This is a genomic window from Streptomyces sp. NPDC057307 (assembly GCF_042667665.1).
GTDB lineage: Bacteria > Actinomycetota > Actinomycetes > Streptomycetales > Streptomycetaceae > Streptomyces.
Window position 1 is genome coordinate 1 of the sequence record NZ_JBHUZM010000035.1, and the last position, 21,798, is coordinate 21,798.

Here is a 21,798-nt window from a genome sequence, read left to right on the forward strand (position 1 = left end):
GTACGAGGCCGATCCTCCGCCTTGCGATGCACCGCACCAGCCGCCGCAGGCCCCGCCCTACGGGCGGACGGCGCTACTTTGCGGACACGCCCTAGACGTCGAACTCCTGCGGCTGGAGGTCGAGCGCGAAGCACGCCTCGCGTACGACGGCCCGCTCCTGCGCGTCGAAGTTGCCGTCGGCGCCGCCGATGACGATGCCGATCTGGATGACGGCACGCGCCTCGGTCGGCTTCTTCTTCGCCTTGGCGACTTCCTGGAGCACATTGACCTTGCCGAGCGACGGGTCGGCGATGAGCTTGTTCAGGTAGTCGTCGAAGCGCTTCTGCAGATCGGCGGGCGGGAAGTTCCGCAGCACGTCGTTGCTGGTGATCAGCTGCGTGACGCGCTGACGCTCGGCCGGGTCGATGGACCCGTCGGCCGCCGCGACCAGGGCGCACATCGCCATGCTGGCGTCGCGGAACGAACCGCTCTTGAGGTCGTTCTTCTTCGCCTCCAGCTGGGTCTGCATCGTCTGGGCGGATTCCTTGATGCGATCCCACAGGGCCATGAGTGCTCCGTATGTCTCGGGCTGCCCGTACCGGGGGAAGGGGTGGCACGGACAGTGTCTGTTTCTACAGTGATGTAGAAGTTATCAGAGGCTGCCCTCGATCCCGGCGGTGCGTAACGGTGATCGACAGGTTGTGGCGCATGGTCGCGAATGAGGGCGTGTCCGTCGTCGGGGCGGGCATCGACGACCGGGGCCGGTCCGGCATGCGGAGGGGCTGCTCACCCGCGAGGCGGACATCCTGCGGCTGCTGGACGAGACCGAGGTGCCGGCGGCGGCATTGCACGCCGTTGACGCGACGGAGGTGCGGTGCGACCACCCGTCGTTGCTGATGCCGCTGCTGCCCGGCGATGTGCGGTCGGACATCAGCGGTGTCGTCGACTGGGTGGAGACGTCCCGGGGACCGGCCGATCTGGACGTGGCGCACTGCTCCACGGCCCTGGCTCTCCTGCGCGGCGCCCAGGAGGGAATGCGACTGGCCGATCGCTGTCCGGCTTCCGGCGGTACGTTGAGCGAGGACCCGGCCGCTCACCTGTACCGGCGTGTCCTGGACGCCCTCGCGTTCGCGCCGGACGCCGAGAAAGTAGCGGTGCCCTGGCGCGAGTTGGGGCGTACCGACCTGACTTCGGCCCTGCTCACGAGCAGGCTGGAGGACTACCTCGAACAGCTCTTCCGCCGCTTCGGCTGATCACCCCCGCCCGTCGGACTCCCGCCACATCGGCGGCTCGACGGGGGTACGCGGCGCCGGCCGGAACAGCACGGCACGTACGACGCGCGGCGTGAACAGCACCCGCGGCGGCGCGGTGAGGTGCAGCGCGGAACGGAACGCCGTACCGACGACCGGATCGCCGCCCGCCCGCTGCTGCACCCGCGCCAGATACCAGGCCGCGGGCCGGTCGGCCGCGCGGGTCCGGGCCGCGTCGCCGATGGCGCCGGGCATCTCCCTGTCCGCCCCGGCCGCGATGTCCCAGGCCTGTCGCGAGGCGGCGAGCAGCGCCCGCTGTACGCGCAGGGTCGTGGGTGTACGGCGCCGGTCCGTCAGCGCCTCGCGGAGCGCGACGGCGCCGAGGGCGGCGACGCTCATGCCGTGGCCGTAGACGGGATTGAAGGTGCAGAGCGCGTCCCCGGTGACGAGGAAGCCGGCCGGGCGGCGGCCCGGACGGTCGTACCGGCGCCGGACGTTGGCGGTGGCGCGGAACGAGCGCACGGGCGAGTCCGGCCGTGCCCGCGTCAGCCAGTCGTGCAGGAACGGGTGCGGGAGCAGCGTGGCGAAGTCGGCGAACTCCTCCTCGTTCGAAGGGGGTTCGCTGCCGCGCAGCCCGGAGAAGGTGACGAGGTAGCGGCCGTCCTCCATGGGCACCGCGACTCCGCCGTGCACCTGGGTGGGGTTGGGAATGACGAAGTAGCCGACGGTGTCGGTGGTGCCGTCGTCCGCGCCGGGGCGGTAGACGCGGGTGGCGTAGGCGAGTCCGCTGTCGAGCGTCTCCTCCCGCGGCGGTTCGGCGCCGACGGCCGCGAGCCAGTCGGGCGCCCGCGAGCCACGGCCGGAGGCGTCCACGACCAGATCGGCGGTCAGCGCGCGGGTGACGACGCCTCCCCGCGCCTTGGCGGCCTCCTGGGCCTCGGAGTCGGCCTTCGTCCCGGCCCCGGCCCCGCGCTCCCGGAGCAGTACGCCGGTCGTCCGGACCGCGTCACCGAGCAGGCCCACGACCTCCGTACCCTCCACGGTCCGGATCCGCGGATCCGCCAGGACCCTGCGGCGTACGAGCCATTCGAGCAACGGGCGGGAAGGGGTGAGGAGATGGGCGGTGTCGGGCGTACGGCGATACCACCTGCCCGCCTGCCACTGGATCATGTCACTCGGCATCCCGACCCTGGGCGCGCCGTGCTGCCGCAACTCGGCGACGATGCCCGGGAGCAGGGTCTCCAGCGCCAACTGGCCCCCGGCGACCAGCACATGGATATGACTGCCCTGCGGCACACCGGACCGTGGCCGCGCCCCGTCGGGGAACCGGTCGCGCTCGACGATCGTCACCCGGTCGGCGTGCGCGGCGAGTACGTGTGCCGCGAGCAGGCCGGCGACGCTGCCGCCGATCACCACCGCGTGGCGCGCCGGCCGGCCCGTGTGCCGGTAGGGAGGGGTGCGCTCCTGGGGGCCGGATTCCCGGCCGTCCGCCTCGTCGTCCATGGCCACTTCTCCGGTTCCGTACGGCAGTTGATCGCTAGGCCCTGTCTTCAAAGTCCCGCCTGGCCTACGGGCGGACGGCGCTACTTTGAAGACAGGCCCTAGGCCGTGTCAGGGCTGTCCGACAGGAACGCCCGGACAGGACCTGGAGCCCAGTATGTCGGAGGTGACGCACGGTGCCGGACAGTGTTCGGAAGGTGAGTGGGGCGTCTTCGGCCCGGATCCGGTCCTACGGGCCGTCGGATCCGGCCGGAGCGGCGCTCGCCCCGCGCAGCGCCTCGGTGAGCCATTCGACCCACATGCGCTCCAGATCCATCCCTGCGCGCAGCACCAGATGCCGCAGCCGGTCCGCCTCCGTCCTCCCGGCCGTGCCCGATGCCTCCGTCCTCTCCCTGGGCTCCGCGGCGAAGTCCCGCGCCTCGATGTCCGTGTACTCGGCCAACTGCCGCTCATGGAGGGCGAGATGGCGCCGCAGCTCGTCGGGGAGCCCGTCGGTGCCGACCACCGCCGCCGCCCGCATCCTCAGCAGCAGGGGGTCCCGGACCGGCTTGGGATCCTCCCTGCCCGACACCCAGCCGGTCAGCTCCTCACGACCGGCCGGCAGCACCTCGTACTCCTTCTTCCGCCCCCGGGCCGGCCGCGCCGAGGTCAGGGCGCGGATATAGCCGGACTGCTCCAGCCTCCCCAGCTCGCGGTAGATCTGCTGATGCGTCGCCGACCAGAAGTAGCCGATCGAGCGGTCGAAGCGCCGGGTGAGTTCCAGGCCCGAGGACGGTCTTTCGAGGAGAGCGGTGAGGATGGCGTGGGGGAGGGACATGACGGCATCCTAAAAGTTCGGGCCGCCGGTCAGATCGTGGCGGCCAGCCGCGTCCCCTGGTCGATGGCGCGCTTGGCGTCGAGTTCGGCGGCGACGTCCGCGCCGCCGTTGAGATGCGCGGAGGCCCCGGCCGCGCGGAGCGCGTCGTACAGCTCGCGCCGTGGCTCCTGCCCGGCGCACAGGACGACGGTGTCCACGGGCAGCACGGTGGGCGTGCCCTCCACCGTCAGATGCAGTCCCTCGTCGTCGACGCGATCGTAGACGGCGCCCGCGACGGTGGTGACTCCCCGGTGGCGCAGCTCGGTGCGGTGGATCCACCCGGTGGTCTTCCCGAGCCCGGCGCCGACCTTCCCCGTCTTCCGCTGGATCAGATGGACCGTCCTCGGCGGCTTCGGCCGTACGGGCTCCCGCAGTCCGCCGGGGGAGCGGTAGTCCGTGTCGACTCCCCACTGCCGGAAGTAGGCGTCCGCGTCCAGGCTCGCCCGCTCGCCGCTGTCGGTGAGGAATTCGGCGACGTCGAAACCGATGCCGCCCGCGCCGATGATCGCGACGCGCTCACCGACGGCGGCGTCGCCGCGCAGGACGTCGAGATAGCTGACCACGCGGGGGTGGTCGATGCCGGGGATCGGCGGCGTACGGGGCGTGACACCGGTCGCCACGACGATCTCGTCGAACGCGGCCGCCGTACCGTGCGTCAACTCCTCCACCGTGGCGAGGGTGTTGAGCCGTACGTCCACCGCCAGGTGTTCGAGCCGGCGCCGGAAGTAGCGCAGCGTCTCGTTGAACTCCTCCTTGCCGGGGATCCGTCTGGCGACGTCGAGCTGTCCGCCGATCTCGTCCGCCGCGTCGAACAGCGTGACCTGGTGCCCGCGTTCGGCGGCGGACACGGCGCAGGCGAGACCGGCGGGACCGGCCCCGACGACGGCGACCCGCTTGGCGCGCCGGGTGGGGGAGAGGATCAGCTCGGTCTCGTGGCAGGCCCGCGGGTTGACGAGACAGGAGGTGATCTTCCCGCTGAACGTGTGGTCCAGGCACGCCTGGTTGCAGCCGATGCAGGTGTTGATCGTGTCGGCCCGCCCGTCGCGCGACTTCACGACGAGGTCGGGATCGGCCAGGAAGGGCCGTGCCATGGAGACCATGTCGGCGTACCCGTCGGCGAGCAACCGCTCGGCCACCTCGGGGGTGTTGACGCGGTTGCTGGTGATCAGCGGCAGGGAGACCGACCCCATCAGCGCCTTGGTCACCCAGGTGTACGCGCCGCGCGGCACGGACGCGGCGATCGTCGGTATCCGGGCCTCGTGCCAGCCGATACCGGTGTTGATGAGCGTCGCGCCCGCCGCCTCGATCTCCTTGGCCAGCGTGACGACTTCGGCGAGCGAGGAGCCGCCCGGCACCAGGTCGAGCATCGACAGCCGGTAGATGAGGATGAAGTCGGGTCCGACGCGCTCCCGGATCCGGCGGACGATCTCCAGCGGGAAGCGGACGCGGTTCTCGTAGCTGCCGCCCCACCGGTCCTCGCGCCGATTGGTGCGCGCGGCGATGAACTCGTTGATGAGGTAGCCCTCGGAGCCCATGACCTCGACGCCGTCGTACCCGGCCAGCCGCGCCAGCTCCGCCGCCCGTACGAAGTCCTCGACCGTCTCCTCCACCTCGTCGTCGGTGAGGGCGTGCGGGACATGGGGGCTGATGGGGGCCTGGAGCGCGCTCGGCGCCACCAGGTCCGGATGGTAGGCGTACCGCCCGAAGTGCAGGATCTGCATCGCGATCCGGCCGCCCGCGGCGTGCACCGCCGAGGTCACCCGCAGGTGCTGCTCGGCCTCCGCCTCGGTCGTGAGCCGGGCGCCACCCTCGTACGGGCGCCCCCGGTCGTTGGGCGCGATGCCGCCGGTCACGATGAGGCCGACGCCGCCGCGTGCGCGGGCGGCGTAGAAGGCGGCCATGCGGGCGAAGCCGTTCTCGGCCTCTTCCAGGCCGACGTGCATCGAACCCATCAGAACCCGGTTGGGGAGGGTGACGAAGCCCAGGTCGAGAGGGCTGAAGAGACGGGGGTACGGGCTCGGGGACGGGCTCATGGGGGGCTCCTCGCGCGGTGGTTACCCACTAGTAGTAGACCCGCCGCCACACTTTGTGCAACCAGTTGCACAAAGTGTGGCCCGTCTCTCTCCGCGTACCGCCCCCGCCCGACGGCGCCCGATCTCCGCAGGGGGCCCATGCGGTGCTCAGACCTTGCGGTAGCTGTACGCCTCCACGGCCGCCGCCTCCACCGCGTCCAGGCCGGCGCCCGCCGACGCCGTGACCACCGCCGCGACCGCGCCCTCCACGAAGGGCGCGTCCAACAGCCTTGAACCCTCGGGCAGTTCGTCACCCTCGGCCAGCAACGACTTGACGGTCAGCACGGCACTGCCGAGATCCACCAGAATCGCGACGCCCGCGCCCCGGTCCACCTCGGCGGCAGCCCCCGCGATCAGCTCGGAACTCGTACCGAACCCGCCGTCCGGAGTGCCACCGGCGGCGGCCACCGGGGCGGTCGTGCCACCGCCCGCGAGCCCGACGGCCAGTTCGGCGACGGCCTCCGCGACCGCCCGGCTGTGCGACACGAGCACGATGCCGACCGGCTGCTCGATACTCACTCGCCCGCCGCGTTTCCGTCCGCCACGCCTTCGCCCGCCGTCGCCGCGAGAGCCGCGATCAGCAGTGCGGCGGACGTGGCGCCCGGGTCCTGATGCCCGATGCTGCGCTCACCCAGATAGCTGGCCCGGCCCTTGCGGGCCTGGAGCGGTACGGTCGCCACCGCGCCCTCGTCGGCGGCCGTCGCGGCGGCGGCGAACGAGGTGCCGAGCGCCGCCACCGCCGGTTCCAGCGCGTCGAGCATCGTCTTGTCCCCGGCCTTCGCGCCGCCCAGCTGCGCCACGGCGGCGACCCCGGCGCCCAGGGCCTCGGCCAGCCGCGCGGGCGTGACCTCGGCGGAATCGCCGAGCGCCTTGCCCGTACGCCGCAGCAGCGTCCCGTACAGCGGCCCGGAGGCGCCGCCCACGGTGGAGATCAACTGCCGCCCCGCGAGGACCAGTACGGCACCGGGCGTGGCCGGCGGCTCCTTGTCCAGCACCGCCGTCACGGCCCGGAAGCCGCGCTGGAGATTGCTGCCGTGGTCGGCGTCGCCGATCGCCGAGTCGAGCTCGGTGAGATGGCCGGCCTCCCGTTCCACGGAGGCGGCCGCCGTCGTGAGCCAGCGGCGGAAGAAATCGACGTCGAGCACCGGCTCGGAATCCTGGTCGGACACAAGGTCTCCTCGAAGAGCGTCGGGCGTACGGGACTGCGTCTCTGCGCCGCTACCGGGTCAGCGCCCCCAGCGCAGTGCGGGCGTCTGCACCGGCGCGTCCCAGAGCCGCAGCAGATCCTCGTCGACCTGGCAGAGCGTCACCGAGCACCCGGCCATGTCGAGCGAGGTCACATAGTTCCCGACGAGCGTACGGGCCACCGCGACGCCCCGCTCGGCAAGCACCCGCTGGACCTCGGCGTTGAAGCCGTACAGCTCCAGCAGCGGGGTCGCCCCCATACCGTTGACGAGCGCGATCACCGGGCCCGACGGGCGCAGGTCCTCCAGCACCGCGTCGACGGCGAAGTCCGCGATCTCGTGCGAGGTCATCATGGCGCGCCGCTCACGCCCCGGCTCACCGTGGATCCCGATGCCCAGCTCCAGCTCGCCGTCCGGCAGATCGAAGGTCGGGCTGCCCTTGGCCGGGGTCGTGACGGCGCTGAGGGCGACACCGAAGCTGCGCGCGCTCTCGTTCACCTGCCGCCCGATCGCCTCGACGCGCTCCAGCGGCGCGCCCTCCTCGGCGGCGGCGCCGGCGATCTTCTCGACGAAGAGCGTGGCACCCGTACCGCGTCGGCCCGCCGTGAACAGGCTGTCCGTCACGGCGACGTCGTCGTTGACCAGCACCTTGCCGACGCGGACGCCCTCGTCCTCGGCCAGCTCGGCGGCCATGTCGAAGTTGAGGACGTCGCCCGTGTAGTTCTTGACGATGAACAGCACACCCGCACCGCTGTCCACAGCGGCGGCGGCGCGCACCATCTGATCGGGTACGGGGCTGGTGAACACCTCGCCCGGACAGGCGGCGGAGAGCATCCCGGGCCCCACGAAGCCGCCGTGCAGCGGCTCATGCCCGGAACCACCGCCCGAGACGAGCCCCACCTTTCCCTCGACGGGTGCGTCGCGGCGTACGACGACACGGTTGTCCACATCGACGGACAGCTCGGGATGCGCGGCGGCCATCCCACGCAGCGCGTCGGCGACCACGGTCTCCGGGACATTGATGAGCATCCTCAACGGTTCCTCCTGGGAAGAGGACCGGGCAGGCCCTTGAGTAGGGTTTTGCCTGGTCAGTGGTCCTTTAGGGTTCTGGGTCCTTGGTGGTCGGTGGCGGCCTCTGGGGGTGTCCGGCGGGACTGATGTGACCCGACGCCGACGTTCCTGACGCATTGTCAGGAGTGTTCAGGTCCTGTCGTTCTGGGCGATGCCAGCGTCCAGTATCGAAGAGGCGCGACCCAATCGGGAAGTGACACGTCGAAGGCCGCGCGCGGATCCGTCGACGCTCTGTGGCGCCTCACTCGCCGACGAGGACCGCTCACCTTGAAGTGCTCGGGCAGTCCTTCTCCGGCCGAGCGCCGCACCGCCTCTTCGAAGCCGCTGATCCGACGAGACGTCAGGTATATGACCACTGGTTCAGACCGGAAGGGTGCCGACGGGGCTCGACGCGGAGGCGCGGAGAGAGTGGAGGGCGGTCCTCCGTAGGGATCGCGAGCGGGACGCGTAAAGATCCCCTGGCCATGGACGGGTAATACCAGTGGTCTACTTCAGTTACCGAGCCGTAATACCAGAGGGTTGACCAGTGGTTGTCGCCGGTCTTAACGTGCTCCGCATCACTCGGTAACAAATGGCCCGAGGGGGACAAACCTCATGAACGTCAGTTCTCATTCACGTCGCAGACAGATGACCGCTGTGGGGGTGGCCGCGGTGGGAGCCCTTCTGCTCACCTCGTGCGGGCAGAGCGGATCCGAGGGGTCGGACGGCTCGTCCGGCAGCTCCGCCGTCGGCAACGCCAAGAAGAACCCGATCGTCGCGTTCCTGCTCCCGGAGAACGCCACCGCCCGGTACGAGGCACGGGACAAGCCGACGTTCGAGAAGGAGCTCGCGAAGTCCTGTCCCTCGTGCGAGGTCCGCTACTACAACGCGGCCGGAGACGCCGGCAAGCAGCTCAGCCAGGCCGAATCCGCGCTGACGGCGGGGGCGAGCGTGCTGGTGCTCGACCCCGTCGACTCCAACGCCGCCGGCGCCGCGGTCGCCAGCGCCCGCCGGCAGGGCGCCAAGGTCATGAGCTACGACCGCGTCATCTACAAGGCGGGCGTGGACTACGCGGTGAAGTTCGACAACGTCCAGCAGGGCGCCGTCGGCATGCAGTCGCTCCTCGACAAGCTGAAGAAGGACGGCAAGACCTCCGGCAACGTCGTGATGATGAACGGCGACCCCGTCGACTCGGGCGCCAAGCCGGAGAAGGACGGCGCGCACAGCGTCATCGACAAGTCCGGCTTCACCGTCGCCGCCGAGTACGACACCAAGGGCTGGTCGGCCGCCAACGCGCAGAACCAGATGCAGCAGGCCATCACCAAGCTGGGCGCGGCCAACATCGACGGCGTCTACGCGGGCAACGACGGCATGGCCACCGGTGTCATCGCCGCGCTGAAGAGCGCGGGCATCAAGCCGATGCCGCCCGTCACCGGCCTGGACACACAGCTCGACGCCATCCAGAACATGGTCGCCGGGGACCTGTACGAGAGCACCTACCTGCCCGTCGAGACCGAGGCGCGGATCGCCGCCCAGGCCGCCGCCGCGCTCGCCCAGGGAAAGAAGCCCGCCGGCGACCTGCTCAACGGCACCGTCGACGACGGCACCACGAAGGTGCCCGCGTACCTGCTCGAATCCATCGCCGTGACGAGGGAGAACATGAAGGAGATCCTCCTCGACAGCGGCTACCTGACCGTCGATCAGATCTGCACGGCCGACTACGAGAAGGCGTGCGTCAAGGCGGGACTCCGCTAAGTGACCTCCCTGACCACCAGTGATGCCGCCCGGCGCGTAGCAGTCGATCTGGGCGGCACCACGGCCCGCGCGGCGCTCGTCGACCCGGCCGGCTCCCTGACCCGCCGGCTCAAGGAGCCCGTCCGGCACGGCGCGGCCCACGAACAGGTCGCCGACCTCATGAGCCGGACCGCGGCCGGTACGGACGTGAGGTCGGCGGTCGTCGGTCTGCCCGGACGGGTGGACCACGTCCAGGGACGGCTGCACGTGGCACGTAACCTGCCGGCCACCGACCTCGACCGGCTGTCGGCCGCGTACCTCTCCGAGGCCACCGGACTGGCCGTCGAACTGGCCGGTGACGCCGAACTGGCCGCGATCGGCGAATCGTACTTCGGCGCCGGAACCACCGTCGGGACGACGGCCTACCTCACCCTCTCCACGGGGATCGGCGCCGCGGTGGTGAGCGACGGCCGGGTGCTGTCAGGACGGGTGTCGGGATTCCAGATCGGGTTCCTGCACCTGCTCGGCGCCGGGCGCCCCATGATCGAGGACCTCGGTTCGGGACAGCGCGTACGCCGCGCCGCGGACGAACTCGGCAGGGACGTCGACTACCGCGCCCTGACCGAACTCGCCGCCGGAACCGGCACCGCCCCCGAGGAGCGGCACGCCCGCGACCTGGCGGCGGGCGCGCTCGCCGACATCGCCGACGTGGCGTCCGCCGCCGCGACGCTCCTGTGCCATGTCGTGTCGCCCGACGTACTGGTGGTCGGCGGCGGGCTCGCCCGCGCGGCCGGCGCCCACCTGCTCGACGAACTCGACCGCCGTATCCGGTCCACCGCGACCTCGAACGTCTCCTGGGACGTCGAGGTACGCGCCGCCCGCTGCGGTGACGACGCCGGCCTCGCCGGCGCGGCGGCCTGGCACCTCGCCGCACCAGCGGTGATCGCCACCGCCGACCAACGGAACAAGAAAGGAGACAGCCGATGACACCGACCCTCGCAACCGTCGCGAAGGCGGGAGACAGTCCGCCGCCCGTCCTCGAACTGGAGCACATCAGCAAGAGCTTCGGCGCCGTCAACGCGCTCAGCGACGTCAGCATGAGAGTCGCCGCGGGAGAGGTCGTCGCACTCGTCGGCGACAACGGGGCGGGCAAGTCCACCCTGATCAAGACGGTCTCCGGGGCGCACCCCCGCGACGGCGGCACCATGTCCGTGAACGGCGAACAGGTGTCCCCGCGCAAACCCATCGACTCGACCCGCCTCGGCATCGCGACCGTCTACCAGGACCTCGCGCTCTGCGACAACCTCGACATCGTCGCCAACCTGTTCCTCGGGCGCGAGAAGCACCACGGTGGCTTCCTGAACGCGCTCGACATGGAGGAGGTCGCCGTCGGGCTGCTCAAGCGGCTCTCCGTCAAGATCAAGGACCTGCGGGTCCCCGTCTCGTCGCTCTCCGGCGGGCAGCGCCAGTCGGTCGCCATCGCGCGGTCCCTGCTCGGTGACCCGCGGCTGGTCATCCTGGACGAGCCGACGGCCGCCCTCGGCGTCGAGCAGACCGCCGAGGTGCTCGAACTCATCGAGCGCCTCCGCTCCGAGGGACACGCCGTCCTGATGGTGAGTCACAACCTCGCCGACGTCTTCGACGTGGCGGACCGGATCGTCTGCCTGCGGCTCGGGCGCAGCGTCTCCGAGTTCCCCGTCGAGGGGACCACCGAGGAGCAGGTCGTCGCCGCCATCACCGGTATCGCCGACAGCAGTGCACAGAAGCGCCGGAAGCTGCGCCGCGACCGGACCGAGGAAGGATGACCGTGACCACGAACACCGCCACCGACCGCCCTCAGCGCGGCGTCCTGCCGTCCGGACCACCCTCACAGGGAACGAACTGGGCGCGGGAGCGCGTACGGCGCCTGCGCACCGGCGACTTCGGACCGCTGCCCGTCATCCTCGGACTCGTCGTCATCTCGCTGGTCTTCCAGATCGCGAACTCGCGGTTCCTCTCGCCGCAGAACCTCTCCAACCTGAGCCTCCAGATCGCCTCCACCGGCGTCATCGCGCTCGGCATCGTCTTCGTCCTGATCATCGGGGAGATCGACCTCTCCGCCGGATCGGTGAGCGGGATCACCTCCGCCTCCATGGTGGTGCTGAGCGTCAACTCGGGCTGGCCGCCGGTCCTGGCGATCGTCCTGGCGATCGTGTTCGGCGCCGGGATCGGCCTGTTCCACGGGTTCATCTTCACCAAGCTCGGCGTGCCGTCGTTCGTACTGACCCTGGGCGGCCTGCTCGCCTGGCAGGGCGGCCAGCTCCTCGTGCTCGGCAACCACGGCACGATCAACATCCCCTACGACGGCGCGATCGCCTCCCTCGCCAACACCACGCTCCCGGCGTGGACCGGCTATGTCATCGCGGTCCTCTACGCGGTGGTGACGTTCGGCAGGGCGCTGCGCACCGCCGGCCGGCGCCGGGAGCGCGGTCTGACCGTGCGCCCCCTCGTCGGGGCGCTGGTGCCCGCGTCCGTGATCACCCTCGTGATCGTCGCGGCGACCACCGTCTTCGCGCAGTGGCACGGCATACCCCTGTCGCTGCTCATCTTCGTCGGGCTGGTGGTGATCGTCGACATCCTGCTGCGCGGTACGACCTTCGGCCGCAAGCTGTTCGCCGTCGGCGGCAACGCCGAGGCCGCCCGGCGCGCGGGCATCCAGGTCGGCACGGTCAAGGTCATCGCCTTCACGATCGCCTCGTCACTCGCGGCCTTCGGCGGAGTGCTCGCGGCCTCCCGCCTGTTCGCGGTCAACCAGGCCAGCGGCGGCAGCGACATCCTGCTGAACGCCATCGCCGCCGCGGTCATCGGCGGCACCAGCCTCTTCGGCGGGCGCGGCACCGCCTACTCGGCGCTGCTCGGCATGCTCGTCATCGGAGCGGTGTCCAACGGCATGGATCTGCTCAACCAGACCTCCGCCGTCAAGTACGTGATCACCGGCGCTGTACTCGTCGTCGCCGTAGTGATCGATTCCCTGGCACGACGAGGAAGGGCGGCTAGCGGCCGATGAGTGTCAACGCGTTTCTGCGCCAGGGTTTCATCCCTTTCGAGGAGGGAGTGCGGGACCAGACCGGCCGGCTCACCGAGGTCGCCCCGGTCCTGCGCGAGCGGGCGCTCGCCGCCGCCGGCGTCACCGGGCGGCCCGCCCAGGTCACGTTCATCGGCATCGGCGCGAGCCTCGCGGCGCTCGCCGCGCCGGCCGCCCATCTGTCGGCACGCGGCATCCCGAGCGTCCGCCTCAACGCGGCCGAGGCCGGTCCGTTCGACGAGAGAGCCACGCTCGTGGCGCTGTCGCAGTCCGGCCGCAGCCGCGAGACGGTGGACGTGATGCGCGCCGCCACGGGCCGTCGGCTCGCGGTCGTCAACGTCACCGACTCGCCGATGGCGTCCGCCGCCGACTCGGTGCTCACCCTCGGCGATCTGCCGGACAGCCTCGCGTCGACCATCGGCTTCACCGCCTCGGCGATGGCCGTGTCGATGCTCGCCGAGACCTGGACCGACGGTGAACCGTCCGCGTCCTGGTTCAGCCTGGGGGAGCGGCTGGCCGGGTTCCTCGCCGACGTCTCCCCGCGGACCGAGGAGATCGCGGACCGGCTGTCGGCCGCGTCGATCCTCGACCTGGTGGCGCCGGCGGACCAGTACGGCGCGGTCGAAGGCGGCGCGCTGCTGCTGCGCGAGGTGGCGCGGGTGCCCGCGGCGTCGTTCGAGACGCGGCAGTATCTGCACGGGCTGATGGAGTCGACGCTCCCCTCGGCCCTGCACATCGTGCTCGACGGCCCCGACGACGGGCAGATCGTACGGGCCCTCGGCTCGCTCGGCCGGCAGATAGTCGAACTGCGCACCGGCGCACCCGTCGCCCACGGCGAGCGGACCCTCGTCGTACCGATCGAGGCACACGGCGCCCTGGAGGTCCCGATCTTCGTGGCGGCCCTGCTGCAACAGGTGGCGCTGCGCTCCGCGCGGGCGCGCGGGATCGACCCCGACGAGTTCCTCTTCCTCGACACCGGAACCAAGCTCGACGACGGCGAATAGCCGTCACCGGCCCGGCCGTCGGGCGCGCGCCCGCGCACCCGACGGCGCGGCACGGGCCGCCGAATACGTTCATCCCCTTCCATCCCAACGGACACAATCGGTTCTATGTCTACTTCGCCAGCACTGCACCGCAAGGTCGCGCAGCACCTCAGGGAGCGCATCGAGTCCGGGGTCATCGCGCCGGGTTCGAGAATGCCCTCCGAACGGGTTCTCGCCCATCAGTTCGATGTCAGCCGGGTCACTGTCCGCCAGGCCCTGAAGGATCTGGAGGTCGCCGGTCTGGTCAAGGTCGTCGCGGGTGCCCGGTGGGTGCGGGCGGAGACGGCGTCCGCGCCGGCCTCGATGCGGCCCGGCGAGCAGGACGCGGAGTCGATCGAGGAGGGCGCCACCGGGCTGGTGAGTTTCTCGGACCTCGCCGCCGCGAACGGTCTGACCTCCAGCTCGAAAGTGCTGAAGTGCCTCACCCGCGCGGGCTCGCTCGACGAGGCGGACCTGCTGGGCATCGCGCCGGGCGCCCCCGTCGTCGAACTGGTCCGGCTGCGATATCTCGACGGCATCCCCACTCTGATCGACTTCTCACTCATCCCGGAGGGGCCGGCACCCGGACTGGGCGAACACGACTTCACCACCGCTTCCCTCTACTCGACACTCGCCGAGCGGTACGGCCTGCACGCGAAGAGGGCCGACTGCGTCATCGAGGCGCGCGGCGCGAGCGCCGACCTCGCCGAGAAGCTCGGCCTCGGTCCGGGCGACCCCGTCCTGGAGATCGTCCAGACCACGTACGACGAGAACCGCCGTGTCGTGCAGTGGTGCCGCAGCGTCTACCGCGGCGACCGCTACCGCTTCCGCGCGGCCCTGGAGGGCCAGGCCGGCTCGGCGCACCACCCCCCGACCGCGGCGGAATCCACCGGCCGCGGCGTTGTCCCCCATCTAGCGAGGTTGTATCCATGAGAGTTTCCGCACGCGGCGCCGTCATCGCCGGCGCCTGGGTGAAGGGCGACATCGAGGTCGACGACGGACGGCTGGTACGCGCCGGTCTGCCGTCGACCGGTACGGGTTACGTCCTGCCCGGCCTGGTGGACCTACAGGTCAACGGGTACGGCGGGGTCGACTTCAACGCCGCCACGGAGGAGGAGTTCGGGCGGGCGTTCGCCGCGCTCACCCGCGACGGCGTGTTCCATGTGCAGCCCACCGTCATCACCGACTCCGAGGACAATGTCGTCCGGCAGCTCGGCGTTCTCGGCGGGCTCCAGCGGTCCGCGCCGCGCGGCGCGAAGGTTGTCGGTGTGCACGCCGAGGGCCCGTTCCTGTCCCCGCACCACCGCGGCGTACACCGCACCGAGTACCTCCGCGACCCCGACATCGGCATCGTGCGGCGATTCCTCGACGCCGGGCCGCTGCGGACGATCACCGTCGCCCCCGAACTGCCCGGTGCGCGCCGGCTGATCGCCTGGGCCGCCGGCCAGGGCGTGATCGTGCAGGCCGGGCACTCGGGCGCCGACACGGCGACCGCGTACGCCGGGTTCGACGCGGGCGCGCGCGCCGTCACGCACCTGTTCAACGGGATGATCCCGTTCAGCCACCGCGCCCCCGGTATCGCGGGCGCGACGCTCAACCGGGAGGAGGTCGCCATCCAGCTCATCGCCGACGACATCCATCTCGCGCGCGAGACCTCGCTGTTCGCGCTGAAGGCCGCCGAGCACCGGATCATGCTCGTCACCGACGCCGCGTCCCCGGCGGGGGCGGGCGACGGTGCCTTCACCGTGGGCGGCTTCTCCGTCACGGTCACCGACGGCGTCCCACGCCTGCCCGACGGCACCCTCGCCGGCAGTACGGTGACGCTGCTTCAGCAGGTACGGGGGCTGGTCGAGCACGGCTGGCCCGTCGACCGCGCGGTGAACCTGGCCAGCCGCGCGCCCGCCCGCTTCTACGGGCTCACCGGCGCCGGGGAACTGACCCTCGGCGGACCGGCCGACCTGATCGTGACCGACGAGGACGTCGCCGTCGAGCGCGTCCTGGTGAACGGCGAGGAGTTCGCGGCGTGAACCTCATACCCGGCGGGCTGATCGTCTCGCTCACCCCGTCCCCGCGGTCTCCCTGGCAGAGCGTCGAAGATGTCGTCCGGCTCGCCGCCGCCGCTCAGGCCGGGGGCGCCGTCGCCGTGAAGGTGGACGGCCCGGACGCCGTACGCGCCGTGAAGCGCGCCGTTCCCGGTCTGTTCGTGCTCGCCGTGAGCATCGACGGTTCGCACGGCGGGGTCGTCCGCATCACGCCGACGCCGGCCCACGCCGCAGCGCTCGCGGACGCCGGCGCGGATGTCGTGGAGCTGGAGGCGGACTCGGCGGCACGCCGCCACGACGGACAGGACCTGTTCGAACTGGTCGCGTCGTTCGTCGCGTTGGGCAGGCCGGTCAAGGCGGGCGTGCCGGGCATCGACGACGCGCGCACCGCCGTGGCGGCGGGCGCCGCGATCGTCAGCTCCTCGACCATGGGCTACCCCGCCAAGGCCGACGCCGGACCGCTCCCCGACCTGGCGCTCGTACACACCCTGGTGGCCGCCGCCGGGGTACCGGTCGTCGCGGAACGCGGCTACGCGACACCGGAAGAGGTCCGCGCGGCCTTCGCCGCGGGCGCGCACGCGGTGGTGGTGGGCTCGGCCATCGTGGACCCGGTCTGGCTGACGGCCCGCTTCGCCGAGGCGACGGGGGCGACCGCTTCGTAGCCGGGCACACGGCCCGTCCCGTATCCCCTCCCGGACCTGGCGGGACGCCACGGGAGGGGGCGCCGCGATCCGGGGACGCGGTCCGGCAGCCCGACGAGGCCGGCTTGCGGGGCGAACGGGGCCAACACGGCCTGACGATGCGGCATCTCACCGACCCTGACTCCGCGCCCACCGCCGACGAGGTGCCGGCGGGCCTGCGGGCGCTGGCTGCCCAACTGCCCGACGAGGCGTGACGCTCAGGACCGAAGTCTCCGGCCTTCGTCGCGGACGGTCGGCCGGGGAAACGGCTGCCCGTCGTTCTGCTTCTGCTGGGCGCCAGCATGAACCCACACGGTGATCAATGGTTCCCCGGTCTCGTCGGCCGAGGGTTCGTCAGGGCGATGGAGTGGCGGGCTCGACGCGATCGAGGATCACCACCGGGATGACTCGGCGGGTGTGGGCCTCGTAGGTGCGGTACACGGGGGCCAGCCCGGCCATCAGCTCCCACAGCCGCTTCCGTTCCTGTCCCTCGGCAGTGCGGGCGCGGACGGCGAACCGCTCCGCGAGGATCTGTACGTGCACCTCAGGATCGGCCGCCACGTTGAGATACCACTGGGGGTGGGTGTGCGTGATGGCCGAGCCCGAGGCGACGAGGATGTAGCGACTGTTGTCCTCGCCGAAGAAGAGGCCGGTCCGGTAGAGCTCACCTGACTTCCGGCCACGGTGGGTGAGGACGAGGTTCGTCATCCCTCCTTCCCGGTAGCCGTTCGCGCCGTTGGTCGCGAGATAGCGGCGCACGTGTTCCGCCACCGAAGGGTCGGGGCTGTCGGTCCCTTCGACGGAGATCTCGGAGGAGCGCGGGGGGTTCCCCGCGCCTCCGGAGTCGTGAGCCGGCACGTGGTCGCCCTCTCTCATCGGCACTTCCTGACTGCTTTCTCCGGGTGTTCGCGCTCTCTCAGTGCGTGCTGACGAGACCCTGCGCGTAGCCTCCGTCGACGGCGAGTTCCACGTTGGTGGTGAACGTCGCGTCGGCCGCCAGGAACAGCGCGGCGGTGGCGACCTCCGAGACCGTGCCGTTGCGCTTGAGCGGGGTCATCTCGTCGCCCTGTCGCTCGAACTCCCGTCGCTCGTCCTCGGTCAGGCCGGGCACGCCCATCGTCGGTGTCTTGATGAATCCCGGGGCCACGGAGTTCACCCGGATCCTGCGAGGCAGCAGTTCGGCCGCCAGAACGTGGGCGAACGCGCGCATCGCTTCCTTCGAGGCGGAGTAGGCGCTCAGGCCGGGCAGGATGGCGTCGTTGGCGACCGTGGTGAAGACCATCGAGCCACCGGACTCGATCAGGGGTGCCAGGGCCTGGACGGTGAAGAAGGCGCCCTTGGTGTTGATGGCGAACTGCCGGTCCCAGGACTCCTCGGTGACCTCTCCGAGCTCGGCGAACTCCGCGATGCCGTGATTGACGAAGAGGTGGTCGACGCGGCCGAGCGCTTTCCGGACAGTGTCGGGGAGGGCCGCGATGTCGGCCATGCTCGCGGCGTCGGAGCGTACTACGTGGGCCGCCTCACCCTTCAGCTCGGTCCGCGCTTCTTCGAGGGTCTTCTCGTTGCGGCCCGTCAGGACGACCTCGGCCCCCTCGGCGAGGAGTGCCGTGACGATCGCCAGACCCATCCCGTGGGTTCCGCCGGTGACGACGGCCTTCTTGCCCTCGAACCTGTTCATCGTTGCTCCCTGTGCGTAGTGGTGGTGAGGCGTTACGGGACGACTGTGCGGCACGGCGCTTTCGGTCGGCATTCGTTTCGCTGTCGGATCGCCATCGGCCGGGGGGACGGCACGGTGGTGCGCCGCCCCCGTCGGCGGACCCGCATTACGCTGGCCCGATGCGCTTCGGGGTACTGGGTCCACTGGCCGTGTGGACGGCGGACGGTGATCCCGTCGTGGTGCCCGAGGCGAAGGTCCGCGCCCTGCTGGCGGCCCTGTTGGCGGAGCCGGGGCGGACGGCCTCCGCGGACAGGCTGGTCGAGGACCTCTGGGGCGAGAGGCCGCCGGCCCGTCCCGCGAGCGCGCTGCAGACCCTGGTGTCCCGGTTGCGCAAAGCCCTGTCGGCGGCCGGGGGAGACGGCATGGTGGTGCACCGACCGCCCGGATATCTGCTGAGGGTGCCCGGTGACGCGGTGGACGCGGAACGGTTCGACTCGCTGGCAGAACAGGCCCGTAGTACCACGGACCCCGGGGAGCGGGCCGCGCGGTTCGCCGAGGCCCTCGCCCTGTGGCGGGGGCCCGCCTTCGACGGGTTCGCGGACGAGCCGTTCGTCCGTGCGGCGGTGACGCGCCTGGAGGAGCAGCGGCTGCTGGTCTGGGAGGAGTACGCCGAGACCCGGCTGCGCCTGGGAGACCATGGCCCGTTGTCCGGAGATCTCCAGGAACTGACGGAGCGTCACCCACTGCGGGAGCGGTTGCGCGCGGCTCATATGCGCGCCCTGTACGGTGCCGGTCGCCCGAGCGAGGCGCTGGACGCCTATCAGGATGTACGCCGTCGGCTGGCCGAGGAACTCGGCCTGGCACCCGGCCCGGCGCTGGTCGCACTCCAGCGCGAGATCCTCCGCCAGGACCCGGCGGCCCTGACGACCGGCGCGGACACCGCCACCCCTGACCCGCGGGCGGACGCTCCCGACGGGCGTACATCGGAGCCTGGTTCGCGTACCACGGCTCCCCGCCGTCGTACGGACACACCTCGCCGTACCAATCTCCCGGTCCCGGTCACCGGCCTGATCGGGCGGTCGCGATCCGTCACCGACGTACGGGCGCTGCTCTCGTCCGAGCGGCTGGTGACCCTGACCGGCCCCGGCGGGGTCGGCAAGACCCGGCTCGCACTGGAGGTTGCCGACTCGTCGGCCGAGTTCTTCGCCGACGGCGTGTGGCTGGTGGAACTCTCGGGACTCGCGCGTTCCACGGGCGTGGCAGCGCTCGAACAAGGTCCGGCAGGGGCGGCGGAAGGCCCGGCCGAGGCGGTGGCCGCCGCCCTGGGCATCCGGGACGACGCCCGGCCCGGCCCGGCGTCGATCACGGGCTCCCGGTCCCTGGCGGAGCGGCTGGCCGACGCCCTGCACGGCCGGCGGCTTCTGCTCGTACTGGACAACTGCGAGCATGTCGTCGAGCAGGTGGCGGCCCTGGCCCAGACCCTGCTGCCGGTCGCGCCGGGGGTGCGTGTCCTGGCCACCAGCCGGGAGCCCCTGGGTATATCGGGCGAACAACTGTGGCCGGTACCGCCGTTGGACGTGCCCCAGCAGGGAGCCGCGCCGACGGAGATCGTGCGCTCCAGTGCGGTCCGGCTGTTCGCGGCCAGGGCCACCGCGGTGTCGCCGGGATTCGCCCTGTCCGACGCCAACGCCGAGGCGGTGGCGACCGTATGCCGTCGCATGGACGGGATCCCGCTCGCCCTGGAGCTGGCGTCGACCCGGGTTCGCGTGCTGGGTGTGGCGGGGCTCGCCGAGCGCCTCGACGACCGGTTCGGGCTCCTGACGGACGGGCGGCGCGACGCACCGGCGCGCCAGCGGACTCTGCGGGCGGTGATCGACTGGAGCTGGGAACTGCTGACCGCGGCCGAGCGCACGGTCCTGCGCCGACTGGCGATCCACTCCGACGGCTGCGCCTTGGAGGCCGCCGAGGCGCTCTGCTCCGGTGGCGGGGTGAAGGCCGGCGAGGTCGTGGACCTGCTGGCCCGGCTCGTGGACCGGTCCCTGGTGGTCGTCGCGCATGGCGCCGACGGACCCCGCTACCAACTGCTGGAGTCGGTGGCCGCGTACTGCTCCGACCGGCTGCGGACCACGGCGGACGACAGCACGTCCGGGACTGAGTACGACCGACTCCGCCGCGCCCACGCCCACTACTACGCCGCACTGGCCGACCGGGCCGATACCCATCTGCGCGGCGGCGACCAGCAGCGCTGGCTGCGCCGGCTCGACGCCGAGAAGGCCAATGTCCGTGCCGCGCTCGACACCGCGGCGGCCACCGGCCTCGCCCGGCTCGCCAGGCGGCTCGTGCGGGCGATGGCCTGGTACTGGTTCCTGCGCGGCCGGTTCGCGGAGGCCAGACGCTCGATGGCCGCAGCCCTGGCCGTCGAGGAGCTGTCCGGGGCGACCCCTGGGACCGACGAGAGCGGCGGGGACGGCGCGGCCGTCGCCGCCTGGCACGCCGGGATGGCGCTGCTGTGCGGTGACGGGCCCGGCTCCCTCAAGGCGGGCCACTCTCCGCTGCGGCTCTACGAGGCTGTCCGTGACCGGCGCGACCGGGCCGGGTCCGGCTGGTTCCTCGGCTACGCCGCGACCCTGTTCGGTGCCATGGCGGACGGAGAGGAACTCGTACGCCGGGCGCTGGACGACTTCCGTGAGTTGGAGGACCCCTGGGGTGTCGCGGCGGCGCTGAGCGTACGAGGCGTGCAGCGGTACGTACGTGGCGAACTGGCGGCGTCCCGGTCCGACGGCGCGACGAGCCTCGCGCTGTTCCGCGAGACGGGCGACCGGTGGGGACAGCTCCAGGCCACCGGGGTGCTCGGCAGGCTCGCGGAGATCGAGGGCGACTACGCGGCGGCGGAGGCCGGGCACCGGGAAGCCCTGCGCATCGCCGAGGATCTGGGCCTGTGGACCGACGTATCCACCCGCTGGTCGGAGCTGGGCAGGATCGCTCTGCTGATCGGGGACCACGGGCGAGCCGATGAACTCCACGAACACGGCCGACTGGTCGCCGTGGAGCACGGGGACCGACGGGCACAGGAGTTCGCCGAGATCGGTCTCGCGCTGGGCGCCCGCCGGCAGGGGCGGCTCGACGTGGCCGAGGCGTATCTGCGTACCTGGCTGGAGTGGAACCGCCGGTTCGACGCGGAGAACGGCGCGGCGCTGATCCTGGCGGAACTCGGCTTCGTCGCCGAACAGCGGGGTGATGCCGAAGCGGCTCTGAAGCTGCACATGGAGGGTTTGACCGCGGCGCGGAGCACCGGTGATCCACGGGCGGTGGCCCTGGCGTTGGAAGGACTGGCCGGCGCGTCGCAGCTCACGGGCCGACCCGAACGCGCCGCCGGCCTGCTGGGCACCGCCACCCGGACGCGAGCCTCGCTGGGCGCACCGCTGCCGCCGGCCGAACGCGGTGACGTCGACCGCGTCACGGCGGCCGTACAGGCCGACCTGGGCGACAGCGGTTTCGCCGCCGCGTACGCGAAGGACACGGAAACGCCGTAGCGCCGGCTGACCTGGGCGTACGGTGCGCCTGGGCGTGCCGTGATCTCGCGCCCCGGATGAGCCCCGTCTCCCAATGCTGCGGACCGGCCGGTGTCGGTGAACTGCGGTGGCACCGCGCGGCGGCCCCTGTTCCCCGACAACACTCTCGCGGCATCGGGGCTGGCCGCGCCTGTGG

At 71.6% G+C, this 21,798-nt stretch carries 19 protein-coding genes and 1 pseudogene; 11 read left to right on the plus strand and 9 right to left on the minus strand.

Annotated features, from left to right (window positions below; translation table 11 throughout):
* Positions 1–91: 91 nt before the first annotated feature.
* The gene (locus ACFUN8_RS15635) at positions 92–547 is read right to left on the minus strand and encodes a tellurite resistance TerB family protein (protein WP_382563979.1); all 456 of its coding nucleotides are present in this window, start codon (positions 545–547) and stop codon (positions 92–94) included.
* Positions 548–731: 184 nt separating this feature from the next.
* Between ACFUN8_RS15635 and ACFUN8_RS15640 the strand changes: the two are divergent.
* Positions 732–1,232 (plus strand): annotated as a pseudogene (locus ACFUN8_RS15640) (aminoglycoside phosphotransferase family protein); the annotation flags it as partial.
* Here the strand turns inward: ACFUN8_RS15640 and ACFUN8_RS15645 are convergent.
* The 6 genes from ACFUN8_RS15645 to dhaK form a co-directional block, all read right to left on the minus strand.
* A complete protein-coding gene (locus ACFUN8_RS15645; protein ID WP_383636685.1) occupies positions 1,233–2,732 on the minus strand; it encodes an NAD(P)/FAD-dependent oxidoreductase in 1,500 nt (499 codons plus the stop codon).
* A gap of 226 nt (positions 2,733–2,958) precedes the next feature.
* Positions 2,959–3,546: a PadR family transcriptional regulator gene (locus ACFUN8_RS15650; protein WP_383636689.1), complete on the minus strand. Its 588-nt coding sequence runs from the start codon at positions 3,544–3,546 to the stop codon at positions 2,959–2,961.
* A 29-nt stretch (positions 3,547–3,575) separates the two neighbouring features.
* Positions 3,576–5,618, minus strand: coding sequence for an FAD-dependent oxidoreductase (locus ACFUN8_RS15655; RefSeq protein ID WP_383636692.1), 2,043 nt, complete (start codon positions 5,616–5,618; stop codon positions 3,576–3,578).
* Between the two features lie 147 nt (positions 5,619–5,765).
* Positions 5,766–6,176, minus strand: coding sequence for a PTS-dependent dihydroxyacetone kinase phosphotransferase subunit DhaM (locus ACFUN8_RS15660; RefSeq protein WP_383636695.1), 411 nt, complete (start codon positions 6,174–6,176; stop codon positions 5,766–5,768).
* Positions 6,173–6,802: a dihydroxyacetone kinase subunit DhaL gene (dhaL, locus tag ACFUN8_RS15665; RefSeq protein ID WP_383636782.1), complete on the minus strand. Its 630-nt coding sequence runs from the start codon at positions 6,800–6,802 to the stop codon at positions 6,173–6,175. The genes ACFUN8_RS15660 and dhaL overlap by 4 nt, the downstream gene beginning before the upstream one ends.
* An 81-nt stretch (positions 6,803–6,883) precedes the next feature.
* Positions 6,884–7,876 carry a dihydroxyacetone kinase subunit DhaK gene (gene dhaK, locus ACFUN8_RS15670; RefSeq protein ID WP_383636698.1) on the minus strand — a complete coding sequence of 331 codons (993 nt, stop codon included), beginning with the start codon at positions 7,874–7,876 and terminating at the stop codon, positions 6,884–6,886.
* 687 nt (positions 7,877–8,563) lie between these two features.
* Here dhaK and ACFUN8_RS15675 point away from each other — a divergent pair.
* From ACFUN8_RS15675 to ACFUN8_RS15715, 9 genes are all read left to right on the plus strand, one after another.
* Positions 8,564–9,646, plus strand: coding sequence for a substrate-binding domain-containing protein (locus ACFUN8_RS15675; protein WP_383636701.1), 1,083 nt, complete (start codon positions 8,564–8,566; stop codon positions 9,644–9,646).
* A complete protein-coding gene (locus ACFUN8_RS15680; protein ID WP_383636704.1) occupies positions 9,647–10,612 on the plus strand; it encodes an ROK family protein in 966 nt (321 codons plus the stop codon).
* The gene (locus ACFUN8_RS15685) at positions 10,609–11,430 is read left to right on the plus strand and encodes an ATP-binding cassette domain-containing protein (protein WP_383636707.1); all 822 of its coding nucleotides are present in this window, start codon (positions 10,609–10,611) and stop codon (positions 11,428–11,430) included. The genes ACFUN8_RS15680 and ACFUN8_RS15685 overlap by 4 nt, the downstream gene beginning before the upstream one ends.
* A gap of 2 nt (positions 11,431–11,432) precedes the next feature.
* Positions 11,433–12,671: a sugar ABC transporter permease gene (locus ACFUN8_RS15690; protein ID WP_383636710.1), complete on the plus strand. Its 1,239-nt coding sequence runs from the start codon at positions 11,433–11,435 to the stop codon at positions 12,669–12,671.
* A complete protein-coding gene (locus tag ACFUN8_RS15695; protein ID WP_383636713.1) occupies positions 12,668–13,693 on the plus strand; it encodes an SIS domain-containing protein in 1,026 nt (341 codons plus the stop codon). The genes ACFUN8_RS15690 and ACFUN8_RS15695 overlap by 4 nt, the downstream gene beginning before the upstream one ends.
* Before the next feature lie 105 nt (positions 13,694–13,798).
* Positions 13,799–14,644 (plus strand): GntR family transcriptional regulator, encoded by an 846-nt coding sequence (locus tag ACFUN8_RS15700; protein ID WP_383636716.1) that lies wholly within the window; start codon positions 13,799–13,801, stop codon positions 14,642–14,644.
* Positions 14,641–15,738 carry an N-acetylglucosamine-6-phosphate deacetylase gene (nagA, locus tag ACFUN8_RS15705; protein ID WP_383636719.1) on the plus strand — a complete coding sequence of 366 codons (1,098 nt, stop codon included), beginning with the start codon at positions 14,641–14,643 and terminating at the stop codon, positions 15,736–15,738. The genes ACFUN8_RS15700 and nagA overlap by 4 nt, the downstream gene beginning before the upstream one ends.
* Positions 15,735–16,415 carry an N-acetylmannosamine-6-phosphate 2-epimerase gene (locus ACFUN8_RS15710; protein WP_383636722.1) on the plus strand — a complete coding sequence of 227 codons (681 nt, stop codon included), beginning with the start codon at positions 15,735–15,737 and terminating at the stop codon, positions 16,413–16,415. The genes nagA and ACFUN8_RS15710 overlap by 4 nt, the downstream gene beginning before the upstream one ends.
* A gap of 104 nt (positions 16,416–16,519) precedes the next feature.
* Entirely contained in the window at positions 16,520–16,648 is a 129-nt protein-coding gene (locus ACFUN8_RS15715; RefSeq protein ID WP_383636725.1) for a hypothetical protein, read from the plus strand.
* Positions 16,649–16,787: 139 nt separating this feature from the next.
* On the opposite strand, the gene ACFUN8_RS15720 is transcribed toward ACFUN8_RS15715, so the two are convergent.
* Both ACFUN8_RS15720 and ACFUN8_RS15725 read right to left on the minus strand, forming a co-directional pair.
* A complete protein-coding gene (locus tag ACFUN8_RS15720; protein ID WP_383636728.1) occupies positions 16,788–17,309 on the minus strand; it encodes a nitroreductase/quinone reductase family protein in 522 nt (173 codons plus the stop codon).
* A 40-nt stretch (positions 17,310–17,349) separates the two neighbouring features.
* Positions 17,350–18,111, minus strand: a complete 762-nt coding sequence (locus ACFUN8_RS15725; protein WP_383636731.1) for an SDR family oxidoreductase — start codon at positions 18,109–18,111, stop codon at positions 17,350–17,352.
* A gap of 158 nt (positions 18,112–18,269) precedes the next feature.
* On the opposite strand from ACFUN8_RS15725, the gene ACFUN8_RS15730 reads away from it, so the two are divergent.
* A complete protein-coding gene (locus tag ACFUN8_RS15730) occupies positions 18,270–21,623 on the plus strand; it encodes a BTAD domain-containing putative transcriptional regulator (RefSeq protein ID WP_383636734.1) in 3,354 nt (1,117 codons plus the stop codon).
* Positions 21,624–21,798: the final 175 nt, after the last annotated feature.

What these genes read in the sequence shown, in the direction of transcription:
- ACFUN8_RS15635 (WP_382563979.1), bottom strand. Translation starts at nt 547, where the DNA reads ATGGCCCTGTGGGATCGCATCAAGGAATCCGCCCAGACGATGCAGACC.
- ACFUN8_RS15645 (WP_383636685.1), bottom strand. Translation starts at nt 2,732, where the DNA reads ATGGACGACGAGGCGGACGGCCGGGAATCCGGCCCCCAGGAGCGCACC.
- ACFUN8_RS15650 (WP_383636689.1), bottom strand. Translation starts at nt 3,546, where the DNA reads ATGTCCCTCCCCCACGCCATCCTCACCGCTCTCCTCGAAAGACCGTCC.
- ACFUN8_RS15655 (WP_383636692.1), bottom strand. Translation starts at nt 5,618, where the DNA reads ATGAGCCCGTCCCCGAGCCCGTACCCCCGTCTCTTCAGCCCTCTCGAC.
- ACFUN8_RS15685 (WP_383636707.1), top strand. Translation starts at nt 10,609, where the DNA reads ATGACACCGACCCTCGCAACCGTCGCGAAGGCGGGAGACAGTCCGCCG.
- ACFUN8_RS15695 (WP_383636713.1), top strand. Translation starts at nt 12,668, where the DNA reads ATGAGTGTCAACGCGTTTCTGCGCCAGGGTTTCATCCCTTTCGAGGAG.
- ACFUN8_RS15700 (WP_383636716.1), top strand. Translation starts at nt 13,799, where the DNA reads ATGTCTACTTCGCCAGCACTGCACCGCAAGGTCGCGCAGCACCTCAGG.
- nagA (WP_383636719.1), top strand. Translation starts at nt 14,641, where the DNA reads ATGAGAGTTTCCGCACGCGGCGCCGTCATCGCCGGCGCCTGGGTGAAG.
- ACFUN8_RS15720 (WP_383636728.1), bottom strand. Translation starts at nt 17,309, where the DNA reads ATGAGAGAGGGCGACCACGTGCCGGCTCACGACTCCGGAGGCGCGGGG.
- ACFUN8_RS15725 (WP_383636731.1), bottom strand. Translation starts at nt 18,111, where the DNA reads ATGAACAGGTTCGAGGGCAAGAAGGCCGTCGTCACCGGCGGAACCCAC.
- ACFUN8_RS15730 (WP_383636734.1), top strand. Translation starts at nt 18,270, where the DNA reads ATGCGCTTCGGGGTACTGGGTCCACTGGCCGTGTGGACGGCGGACGGT.